Below are 9,760 nucleotides of genomic sequence, written 5' to 3' on the forward strand. Positions count from 1 at the left end.
AAGCGCGTCCGAGGAAAGATACGAGGCAGGATCGATCCGGGTTCGCCGGCCGGCGCCCCTCTTTCGATTCCCGATCATTGGCCGAAATGCACCCGGACAACAAGATCGCGCCGGCGCAAATGGCGCGATCCGTCATTGATCGGCGTCAAACAGCCGGCCGGAAGAGCGGCTATGGTCGGGGCATCTCCAGAGATTGATGGGATGATCGAAGTGCCCGACTTCGACAACAAGGACTCGACCGCTCCGGTGCACCGGCGTACGGGGCTCGATCCGCTCAGCGCGGTGAAGATGCCGGAAGGACTGACCGCGGCCGTCGACGCCTGGGCTGAAGCTCATCACTTGTCGCGTTCGGCTGCGATCTGCAAGCTGGTCGAACTGGGCCTGAAGGTCGCGCCCCCGGCATTCTCGTCGGCCCAGCCGGTCGCATCCGACGCCACCAAGATCGAGGCGCTGGCCGTGCACGAGATCGAGCGGCTGCTCGACCCCGCATTGCCAACGGACGAACGCGAACGCCGCATCCGCCGCCTGACCGAAGGGCCGCCGGAATTTTCACGCGAGCGGATTGACCTGCCGAAGTGAACGCCTAGTGCAGCTTTTCGGCCTCGCGCTTGCGCAGGGCGTCGAGAGAGAGGTCGTGGCAGCCGACCAGGCGCACGAATTGCTGCGGATACATTTCATGACCGTGTCCGCCGGAATTCTGATGCGTCATCGGGGGGCAATGGACATCGTCCGGCTTCGCGCGAGGCTCCTCGATCCGGGCTTGATTTGAAGCGGTCATGTTTGAAGTGGCCATGGACTGCTCCCTGTCGATTGGGGCAGATCGATTGACATAACCCAACCGATTGCGGGGCATCTTACGACCAATTCCGGCTTGATGTCATCGCCCGGATCAACTCAATTGTGGCGGCGGAGTTCCGCTTACGCCGTATTCCCCGCATCGATCGTGAACACGGTGCCGGTGACGTTGCGACCGCCCTCGCCGAGGAGATATTCGACCATGCGCGCGACATCATCGGTCTCCGGCAGGCGACGCAGCGCGCTGCGGCCGGCGATGCGCTTGCGTCCTTCGTCGGAGAGATTGTGGGTCAGCTCGGTGTCGATGAAGCCCGGCGCAATCGCATTCACGGTGATGCCGAGCTTGCCGACCTCGCGCGCGAGCGAGCGGGTGAAGCCGGTGGCGGCGGCCTTGGTCGCGCCGTAGACGGACAGGCCGTTGTAGCCCGTGGTCGCGATGATCGAGGACATATTGATGATGCGGCCGGCGCCGTCGGCCATCATCTGGCGCGCGACATATTTGGAGAGGATGATCGGCGACAGCACGTTGAGCTGCACCAGCGCCTCGATTTCGGAATTGTGCATGGTGGCGAGCAGGCCTTCGGTGCCGAGGCCGGCATTGTTGACGAGGCCGTAGATCGGGCCGAACTCGTCGCGGATAAGCTTCGCGAAGGCCGGGATCGCGTCGATCACGGCGAGGTCGCAGGCGCGGAAATGCAGGCGCCCTTCGGAGAGGCCGATCGCCGCCCTGAGCTCTTCGCTCTCGCGCCGTGCCGCCGCAATCACATTATAGCCGGCATCAGCCAGCCGCTTGCCGATCGCAAGGCCGATGCCGCGGCTGCCGCCGGTGACGAGGACATTATGCATCGGTGCGCGCCAGTTTGCCGGCCGGAGTGACGTCGAGCGCCTCGACGAAGCGGATCACCGCCGGCACCTTGTGAGAAGCGAGCTGCGCGCGGCACCGATCCAGGATCTGGTCGCGGATCTCCTTTGCCCGCGCCTGATCGGTGCCGTCGGCGAGGATCACGTCGGCGACGACGATGCCGCCGGTGATCGGGCTGCGGCGCGATTTCGCCCGCGACATCCGCACGTCAGGATGACGATTGATGACCGCCTCGATCTCCTCGGGGTGAACCTTCAGCCCGCCGATATTGATGATGCCGCCGCGGCGGCCGACGAAATAATAGCGGTCGCCGCGCAACTCGACGATGTCGCCGCTGTCGACGAACCCGTCGTCATCAGTCAGCGCGGCTACATTGCGGCCGATGTAAGCATGCGCCGTGCGCGTCGAGCGGATGCGCAGCGAGCCATCCACGACCTTCATCTCGACACCGTTGCGGTTGCCGAGATAATCGGCCGGAAAGCCCTCCAGCCCATCATTCACGGCAAAGCCGACGCCTGCCTCGGTCGAGGCATAGGCATGACCGACGGAGGAATTGGGGAACGCGGCCTTCAGGCCGTCGAGCACCGCCTGGTCGGCGATCTCGCCGGACAGACGGACGTATCCCGGCGCGAACTGTGCGGCCGAGCCGCTCATCAAGAGCTTGCGCCAGTGCGATGGCGTGCCGGAGATATAGGAGACGCCGCGAGTGTTCAGCCGCGCGACGTGGTCGCCGAGCGCTTCGTGCGGATCGGACAGCACCATCGAGCCGCCCGAGAGGATGGCGCGCAGGAAGATCTGCAGACCGCCATAGCGGCGAATGTCGTAAAATGTCGCCCAGACCGGCGCGAGTCCGCGCGCAGGACCTTCGGCGACGATGGCGCCCGTCAGTGCTTCCAGCGTGTGGCCGGCGATCTTTGGTACGCCCGACGTGCCGGACGTCAGCATCAGCCATTCCGTGGCGCGTTCGGTCCTGGCCGGCGTGGCGGCCTGAAGCGGCAATTGCGCGGTGACGGCGAGCGCGATTGTCTTTGCGGCCCACTGCGCGGGCTCATCGGTGACAACGGCATCGATCTCGGCGTCCGCGATCAGCGCGTCGAGGTGGTCAGGATTGAGATCGGGCGGGCACAGCAGCATGCGCCGCGCGACACCGTCGAGCTCGATCATGGCGAGGCCCGACTTGAGCTGGTCCGACAGCTTCAGCAGGACAGATCGGCCCGCCAGCTCACGCAGGCGGCCGCCCAGGACCGTATGCCCCAGGACGTCCGTCAGCGACACCACATGATGGGCGTCGGAGATCGTGCGGCTCTTGAGCTCCGGGCTTAGATAGTCGCGAAGCGCGAAAATCTCACGCGGGGACATTTTCGTAGGCCCGCACGAAATCGCCCACGGTGGCGGGGAACGCTACGTCCTCAGAAATGGTGAAGGGATCGACGCCGGTCTCGTCCTCGAGGCGCGCCACCAGAATTGCGAAGGCGAGGGAATCGAAACCCGTCTCGTGCAGGGACAGATCGTCCGAGAGCGCAGGAAGCGTGACGTGCTGCTCCTTGGCGATCTGCTGGATCGCTTCGATGACCTTAGACCTTACCGACATGGCTGGCTCACTCTTGTTATTGATGGTTCGTGTTGCAGCGGCTCTTGAGGACCGCCTCCCCAAGGCCCGTGTTGTTTACCCGACAGAAGTAAATGGCTTCTTGGACAATTCAGATAAAATTGGACCTATCTGGCGGATTTTGCTGCGTGTTGCAGTGAGGTGAGCACGCTGCTCGCATTCCCTCCCCCCTTGCGGGGGAGGGGCAGGGAGAGGGGTGCCGCACGGCACACTCTCTCGGCGCTGGCAAATTCTGTTGCGACACCCGAGATGACGGTTAGTCCTTTTCAGGGGCTACCCCTCTCCCCAGCCCTCCCCCGCAAGGGGGGAGGGAGCGCACCTGCCTCGTGGCAACGTGCTCATGAGTTACAGCCTGATCGTACCAACGACGACACGCGCATATGTCTCAGCGTCCAAGGCGATGTAGGCGCCGGATTTCGGGTCGAGCATGAACAGCGGCTCGCTTATCAGGCCCGGATCAAAGCCCTCCCGGGCCAGTTCGCCCTTCTTCTGCTTGAACGTCTCGGTCGCATCGAGCTCGCGGGAGATACGGATGAAGACGGGGCGGGCGTAAGCCGGCAAACGCTGCGCGAGATGGGCGGGCAGCCCCTCGATGTCAAACCCCTCGTTGACGACGATGGCGCTCATGCCGGCGCGGCCGTCGGTGCCGGGGATGCTGACGCCATAGGTGGTGGCATCGATCACGCCGGTGAAATCGCGCACGGCGTCGTTGACTTCCGATGTCGCGACGTTCTCACCCTTCCAACGAAAGGTGTCGCCGATGCGGTCGACGAAATGGAAGAAACCCTTGTCGTCGAGCCGCATCAGATCGCCGGTGCGGAACCAGGCATCGCCCTTGGCAAAGACATCGCGCAGGATTTTCTTCTCGGTTTCGCCCGCGTCGGTATAGCCCTCGAAACGGCCACCGCCCTCGTCCGCGGTGCCGATGCGGCCGATGGCTTCGCCGGCCTCGCCCCGGGCGCAGGCAACGCAAAAGCCCTCTTCGTTGCGCAAGGGTGCACCGCTATCAGGATCGAGCTTGACGAGCCCCGCCGGAAAGCGATGCGCGAGCAATGGCGGAACGCGTCCAATCGCACCCGGCTGGCCCTCGACGTTGAACAGCGAGAAATTGCCTTCGGTCGCTGCATAGAATTCGAGGATGCGCGGAATGGCAAAGCGGCCCTGGAAATCCTCCCAGATGTCGCCGCGCAGGCCGTTGCCGCAGACGAGCCGCAGGCGGTGACGGTTCTCGTATTCGGACGGCGCCGCCTTCAGAAGGTAGCGGCAGAGCTCGCCGATGTACTGGAACAGCGTGCAATCGTGCCGCACGATGTCGGGCCAGAAGTTCGAGGCCGAGAATTTTTCCGCGATCACCACGGAGCCGCCGGCGGCGAGCATGCTGCACGGCGCGACGATGCCGCCGACCGAGTGGAACAGCGGCAGGCAATCATAGAGCCGGTCCTGCGGGCTGGCGCCGGTGAGGCCGGCGAACCAGAAGCCCCAGTTGAGGATGCGTCGGTGGCTGATGCTCGCCGCCTTCGGCAGGCCGGTGGTCCCGGAGGTGTAGATCAGCAGGGCCCGGTCGTTGATCGTCACGTCGCCATGCTCGTCCGGCGAGAGCGGCCCGTCCTCGAGCGCGACAAGTGCGACGTCGATCGCGCGCTCGCTGCGGGCATCGCCATGGGTCCAGACTTTTGCTTCTGTCTTCAGGTGCGGCGACGCGCCGTCCAAGGCTTCCATGAGCTCGTGCGCGACGATGACATGCGACGGCCTGGCCACATCGACGCAATGCGCGAGCGACTGGCCGACGAGCCTGGTGTTGATCAGCGCGACCACGCCGCCGACCCGGCTGATGCCGAGCCACGCGGCAAGATAGTCGATGCCGTTCGGCATGATCAGCGCGACGGTATCCCCCTTGGCCACGCCGACCGAGCGCGCCCAGCGCGCATAGCGGTTGATGCGCTTCGAGAGGCCTGCGTAGTCGATCGTTGTCTCATCTGCGACCAGCGCGGTGCGATCGGGCTGACGCTGCGCCCAATCGTCAACGACGTCGGCGAACAGCCGGCCCGGCAGCGTCTCGATGCGTGCGGTGAGCTCGATCGCCTTCAGCCAGATCTTTGAAGCCGAAGGTGCGCGCGCGACTTTCGGTTGCTCGATGACGCCGATGGTCATGCCGTCCATTCTTTCGGAACGTGTCTGCTGTTTCTCCAAGCTTAGCTCGCATGCCCTGCCCAGGTGTTAAGAGACAAGGTAAAGCCAGGTTAGTACGTGATTAACTCTGGCCGTCCGACGCGGGCGAGTTGGGCGGCGTGCTGACGGCGGGGACCGATCGCTGGTGCAAGGTGATCGAGTTGTCGGGGATCGGGACGGGGTAGCGATCCGGCCTCGCCGAGGCTATGCGCTCCCTGGTAAACGGGCTATGCTTTTCTACCCTGCGTTGTCATGGCTACGAAAGGGAGGCGTCCCGTGGCTTTCGATCCGTCAGAGTTTCCGGTCCAGGCCGCGCCGTTCGACCAGCGCCTGGAGAATTTCGGCAGCCGCGTGAAGGGTGGGCAGGCCAGAGTGGTTGCGATCGGCTCGTCGACCACGGCGGGCGAAGGAGGCATCGCTCCCTATCCGCAACGGCTGCTGGCGGATCTTCGGATCAAATTTCCAAATGTCGGAATCGAGGTGATCAACCGGGGCGTCGGCGGCGAAGACGCTCCTTTGGAGCTGAAGCGGTTCGAGCACGACGTCTTCGATCTCAATCCCGATCTCGTCATCTGGCAGGTCGGCACCAATTCGGTGTGGCAAGCCGACGGTCCCTCGTTTGCGGACACCACGAAGGCCATTCGTGAGGGTGTCGACCAGCTGCTCGGCGCGAAGCGGATCGACGTGATCCTGATGGACCTTCAATATGTGCCTGCGGTGCTGACACCGGCCAAGCACCAGAAAGCGGACGCCATGGTCGAGGCGATCAGCCAGATCGCGTACGAGAAACAGGTCAACGTCTTCCGCCGCTTCGCGCTGATGAAGAGCTGGCACGAGGTCGCAAGGATCTCGTTCGACCATTTGGTCGACCCGGGCGATGACACCAGGCTGCACGCCAGCGACTGGACCACGGACAAGATGACCTGGCAATTGACCGACGCGATCTTCGCGGCTGCCAACAAGGCGCCTCACGGCACCTAGTTCTGCATGCTCCGCCGGATTCGCAGCTGAACGGGTGGTGGGCGCTAGCCGCTTCGCCTGTAGCGTGGGCGCGGCGGCGCAACGTTGACCGGATAATACGGATTGAGATCGCAGGTCGCGGCGCGGCCCGACGCCGTGGCGCGGCACTGCGGCAGCGACGTGAAGGAGCAATCGTACCACTCCCCGCCGCCGCCGTTCGCGCCGGAATAGACGTGCATGCAGACGGGAAAGCTGGGATCAAAGGTCTGCGCATGCGACGGCGCAGCTGCGGTCAGCGCGCCGACGGTGATGATCAGGCCGGATGAGAAACGCATGAGGGATGTTGCTGCGTGCCGCATCGCGAACAACTACTGCACCTTCTTGTGACGCTTGCGCGGGGGCGGCGGCGGTTCGTTGTAGGCGTAATAGGGATTGACATCGCAGCTCGCCGCGCGGCCCGACGCCGTGGCCCGGCACTGCGGGATCGAGGTGAAGGAGCAGTCGTAATAGTCGCCGCCACCGCCCCGGCCGCCCGAAGTATAGACGTGCATGCACACCGGATAGCGCGGATCATAGGTCTGGGCTTCGGCATCTGCCGCCACGAACAGCGTGGCAATCGCGGTGAGGGTCAGGACAGGCAGGCGCATGGAGACATCCTCGAATCGATGGCGGCGTCGGATCTGATGCCGACGTCCTCCTATGGCATAACACCACGCCGGAGGCGACTGTTCCTCCGGCGGATGACGGCAAGGTGAGCAGGGTGCGCTGCGCGCGCTACCCGCCCAGCCCCTGCAGGACCAGCCGGTTGAGCCTTGCCGCAAACGCGGCAGGGTCTTCGGGCAATTCGCCGTCCAGGATCTGCGCCTGTTCGAGCAGGATCAGACTGAGATCGTCGACCGCCCTGGAGCCGGCCTGCGCCCCGGTGATCGCCGTCACCAGCGGATGGCGCAGATTGATCTCGAGGATCGGCTTGGTGCGCATGCCGCGGTTCTGCTGCGACAGGATGCGCTCGAGCTCGCGGCTCGGGCCCTGACTGTCGGCGACGAGGCAGGAGGCGGAGCTGGTGAGGCGCGTCGAGACCTTGACGTCGCTGACGCGCTCGCCGAGCGCGGCCTTGATCACCGCGATGGTAGCGGCCTCGTCGGCTTGCGGCTCGTCCTTCTTCGCCTCGTCGGCCTCGTCGGTGCGCGGGATCAGGTCGAGATTGAGATCGCCCTGGCTCAGCGATTTCAGCGGCTTGCCGTCAAACTCCGATGGCATCGAGGTCCAGAAGGCATCGACCGGATCCGACAGCAGCAGCACCTCGATGCCGCGCGCGGTCGCGGCTTCCAGCCGCGGATTGGACTTCAGCCGCTCGATGCTGTCGCCGACGAGATAGTAGATCTCGGTCTGGTTCGGCTTGAAACCGGCGATGACGTCCTTCAGCGAACGCTTCTCGCCCGAGGTGGTGGCGAAGCGCGACAAGGACAGCAGCTTTTCGCGCCGCTCGAAATCCTCGTAGATGCCTTCTTTCAGCACTGCGCCGAAGGCGTCCCAGATCCTGGCAAAATTCTCCGGGTCCTTGTCGGCAAGGCTTTCCAGCTCGGAAACGACTCGGGTCGCCACGGCTTTCCGGATCTGCGCGAGCTGCGGATTGTTCTGGAGCATCTCGCGCGAGATGTTGAGCGGGAGATCTTCGCTGTCGACCACGCCGCGGATGAAGCGGAGATAGCCGGGCAGCAGATCGGCATCGTCGGTGATGAAGACGCGGCGGACGTAAAGCTTCACCCGGCCCTTGCGGTTCGGCTCGAACAGGTCGAACGGCTTCGTCGACGGCGCGAACAGCAGCACGGCGTAGGAATAGCGGCCTTCCGCGCGGTAGTGCAGCGTCATCGCGGGATCGTCGAAGGCGGAGGCGATCTGCTGATAGGCCTTCTTGTAGTCCTCGGCCGTCAGCTCGGACTTGGAGCGCTGCCACAGCGCGCTCGCCGAGTTGATCTGGCGCGGCTCACCCTCTTCCGGCACCAGCTCGATGGGGAACAGGATGTTGTCGGAATAGGCACTGACGATGCGCTCGATCTCGTAGGTCTCGAGATACTTCTTGGCGTCGTCCTTCAGGTGCAGGACGATCTCGGTGCCGCGTGCCACGCGCGCCACTTCCTCATCGCTTGCGTGCGCGATCTCGAAGCCGGAGCCGCCGGAGGACGTCCAGCTCCACACGTCGCTCTCGCCGGCACGCCGGCTGACGACGACGATCTTCTCGGCGACCATGAAGGCGGAATAGAAGCCGACGCCGAACTGGCCGATCAGGCCGAGGCCGTCCTTGGCCTCCTTCAGCTTCGAGACGAACGCCTTGGTGCCGGAACGGGCAATGGTGCCGAGATGGTCGATCAGCTCCTGGCGCTCCATGCCGATGCCGTTGTCGGCGATCGTGAGCGTTCCGGCCGTCTTGTTGGGGATGATCCGGATCTTGAGCGCGTCGCCCTCGCCCAGCAGCGCCGGGCTGGCGATGGCTTCATAGCGCAGCTTGTCGCAGGCGTCCGATGCGTTGGAGACGAGCTCGCGCAGGAAGATGTCGGTCTCGGAATAGACGGAGTGCACCATGAGGTGCAGAAGCTCGGAAACCTCGGCCTGGAAAGGCTGCGTATGCGCGGCCGTATCTGACGTCGTCATGCGTTTACCCGGTCAATCAAAGGGGAAAGAAACCCGGGATATAACGCGAGGGGATAGGGGATCAAGTGGACGTGAACTATCGCCCTCCCGGCGGGAAGGCGATTTGTCCGTGGCGGCCAAGGGCGGCGAAGACGAATCAGGTCACACAGCGGCCGGGCTGGAGCAGCTTTGCGACCTCGGTCAGGGAGCTGACCATCGGCTCGCAGGCAATCGTCGGCCTCTTGGGACCCTGCTTCCGGTTCTGGAGCAGCACCGGCGGCTTGGCGTTGCCGGTCTCGATGACCGCGCGGACCCGCAGCAGCACCGACGTCTCGGCCAGATCGTTCAGCCGCATCGACACGGTGCGGGTGGGAACCGGGGCCTGCTTGACGTCGGCGAACCGGTCGGCCTTGCCGGAACGGTTGACGTTGTGACCCGCATCTTGCGTGGGCCTGTCGGCGACCGCCTGCCAGCGGTCGGCCAGATCATGGCCAGAGGCCAGCTGGACGGCACCGACCTGGACGGCACCAAGCGTCGCGGCAATCGCGACAACACCCAAAAATACCTTTTGCATCTGCAACATGGCTGTCGATCCCTCGCCCCATGGCGATCGCGGGAACAACGCGATGGGAGGACCGGCAGTTCTCAGCCGTTAAGATCACTTAACCGTGTGCGAAATTCACGGCAGGGCGCATAAAAAGGCCGCACAAAAAAATTTTCACCCGCCTGGAACG

Annotated in this window: 11 protein-coding genes; 2 read left to right on the top strand and 9 right to left on the bottom strand. The window is 64.4% G+C overall.

Going from position 1 to position 9,760, the window contains the following annotated elements:
- Nucleotides 1–201 precede the first annotated feature (201 nt).
- Nucleotides 202–579 carry a hypothetical protein gene (locus AB4Z51_RS08075; RefSeq protein WP_085398979.1) on the top strand — a complete coding sequence of 126 codons (378 nt, stop codon included), beginning with the start codon at nt 202–204 and terminating at the stop codon, nt 577–579.
- Between the two features lie 4 nt (nt 580–583).
- Here the strand turns inward: AB4Z51_RS08075 and AB4Z51_RS08080 are convergent, their stop codons facing one another.
- The 5 genes from AB4Z51_RS08080 to AB4Z51_RS08100 all read right to left on the bottom strand — a co-directional run bounded on the left by AB4Z51_RS08080 (nt 584) and on the right by AB4Z51_RS08100 (nt 5,426).
- On the bottom strand, nt 584–793 hold the full coding sequence (locus AB4Z51_RS08080; RefSeq protein ID WP_094183850.1) for a hypothetical protein: 210 nt from the start codon (nt 791–793) through the stop codon (nt 584–586).
- Between the two features lie 125 nt (nt 794–918).
- Entirely contained in the window at nt 919–1,641 is a 723-nt protein-coding gene (locus AB4Z51_RS08085; RefSeq protein WP_071909394.1) for an SDR family NAD(P)-dependent oxidoreductase, read from the bottom strand.
- Nucleotides 1,634–3,016 (bottom strand): class I adenylate-forming enzyme family protein, encoded by a 1,383-nt coding sequence (locus tag AB4Z51_RS08090; protein WP_441497223.1) that lies wholly within the window; start codon nt 3,014–3,016, stop codon nt 1,634–1,636. The genes AB4Z51_RS08085 and AB4Z51_RS08090 overlap by 8 nt, the downstream gene beginning before the upstream one ends.
- A complete protein-coding gene (locus AB4Z51_RS08095; protein ID WP_014491754.1) occupies nt 3,003–3,248 on the bottom strand; it encodes an acyl carrier protein in 246 nt (81 codons plus the stop codon). The genes AB4Z51_RS08090 and AB4Z51_RS08095 overlap by 14 nt, the downstream gene beginning before the upstream one ends.
- Before the next feature lie 363 nt (nt 3,249–3,611).
- Nucleotides 3,612–5,426, bottom strand: a complete 1,815-nt coding sequence (locus AB4Z51_RS08100; protein ID WP_085398977.1) for a long-chain-acyl-CoA synthetase — start codon at nt 5,424–5,426, stop codon at nt 3,612–3,614.
- Nucleotides 5,427–5,711: 285 nt separating this feature from the next.
- Between AB4Z51_RS08100 and AB4Z51_RS08105 the strand changes: the two genes are divergently transcribed.
- Nucleotides 5,712–6,416 carry an SGNH/GDSL hydrolase family protein gene (locus AB4Z51_RS08105; protein ID WP_085398976.1) on the top strand — a complete coding sequence of 235 codons (705 nt, stop codon included), beginning with the start codon at nt 5,712–5,714 and terminating at the stop codon, nt 6,414–6,416.
- 44 nt (nt 6,417–6,460) lie between these two features.
- Here the strand turns inward: AB4Z51_RS08105 and AB4Z51_RS08110 are convergent, their stop codons facing one another.
- The 4 genes from AB4Z51_RS08110 to AB4Z51_RS08125 form a co-directional block, all read right to left on the bottom strand.
- Nucleotides 6,461–6,730, bottom strand: a complete 270-nt coding sequence (locus AB4Z51_RS08110) for a DUF3551 domain-containing protein (RefSeq protein WP_085398975.1) — start codon at nt 6,728–6,730, stop codon at nt 6,461–6,463.
- 33 nt (nt 6,731–6,763) lie between these two features.
- On the bottom strand, nt 6,764–7,042 hold the full coding sequence (locus AB4Z51_RS08115; protein WP_085398974.1) for a DUF3551 domain-containing protein: 279 nt from the start codon (nt 7,040–7,042) through the stop codon (nt 6,764–6,766).
- 127 nt (nt 7,043–7,169) lie between these two features.
- Complete coding sequence (gene htpG / locus AB4Z51_RS08120; RefSeq protein WP_063985743.1) at nt 7,170–9,047, bottom strand: molecular chaperone HtpG; 1,878 nt, start codon at nt 9,045–9,047, stop codon at nt 7,170–7,172.
- Nucleotides 9,048–9,183: 136 nt separating this feature from the next.
- Nucleotides 9,184–9,609, bottom strand: a complete 426-nt coding sequence (locus AB4Z51_RS08125; RefSeq protein ID WP_071909388.1) for a hypothetical protein — start codon at nt 9,607–9,609, stop codon at nt 9,184–9,186.
- Nucleotides 9,610–9,760 lie beyond the last annotated feature (151 nt).

The sequence above is a fragment of the Bradyrhizobium sp. 2TAF36 genome (assembly GCF_052114925.1).
Classification (GTDB): domain Bacteria; phylum Pseudomonadota; class Alphaproteobacteria; order Rhizobiales; family Xanthobacteraceae; genus Bradyrhizobium; species Bradyrhizobium barranii.